General features: G+C 37.7%; 1 protein-coding gene. It reads right to left on the bottom strand.

Going from position 1 to position 239, the window contains the following annotated elements; translation table 11 throughout:
* The coding region (locus Q4563_RS22350; RefSeq protein ID WP_303606106.1) for an SDR family NAD(P)-dependent oxidoreductase at window positions 1-239 on the bottom strand (239 nt) is incomplete at both ends.

Genomic DNA, 239 nt, shown 5'->3' with positions numbered 1-239 from the left:
ATGCTGTGCTAATTCTAATGCTGCATTCTTCGTTAACATTTCAACCCCAGCCTTAGCGGATGAATATGCTGCACCATAGAACATTGGTACATGTGCATTTAAAGAGGCTACATTTACAATTGCACCTCCACCATGCTCTTTCATGTATTTAGCTTGATGTTTTAAAGATAAAAATACACCTTTTAAGCATAAATCTACAGTGAAGTTCCAGTCTTCTTCGCTTTGGTCAACAATTGCAC

The sequence above is a fragment of the Gilvimarinus sp. 1_MG-2023 genome (assembly GCF_030548285.1).
The sequence above is the reverse complement of the archived record's forward strand: the minus strand, read 5'-3'. Positions and strand labels throughout refer to the sequence as shown.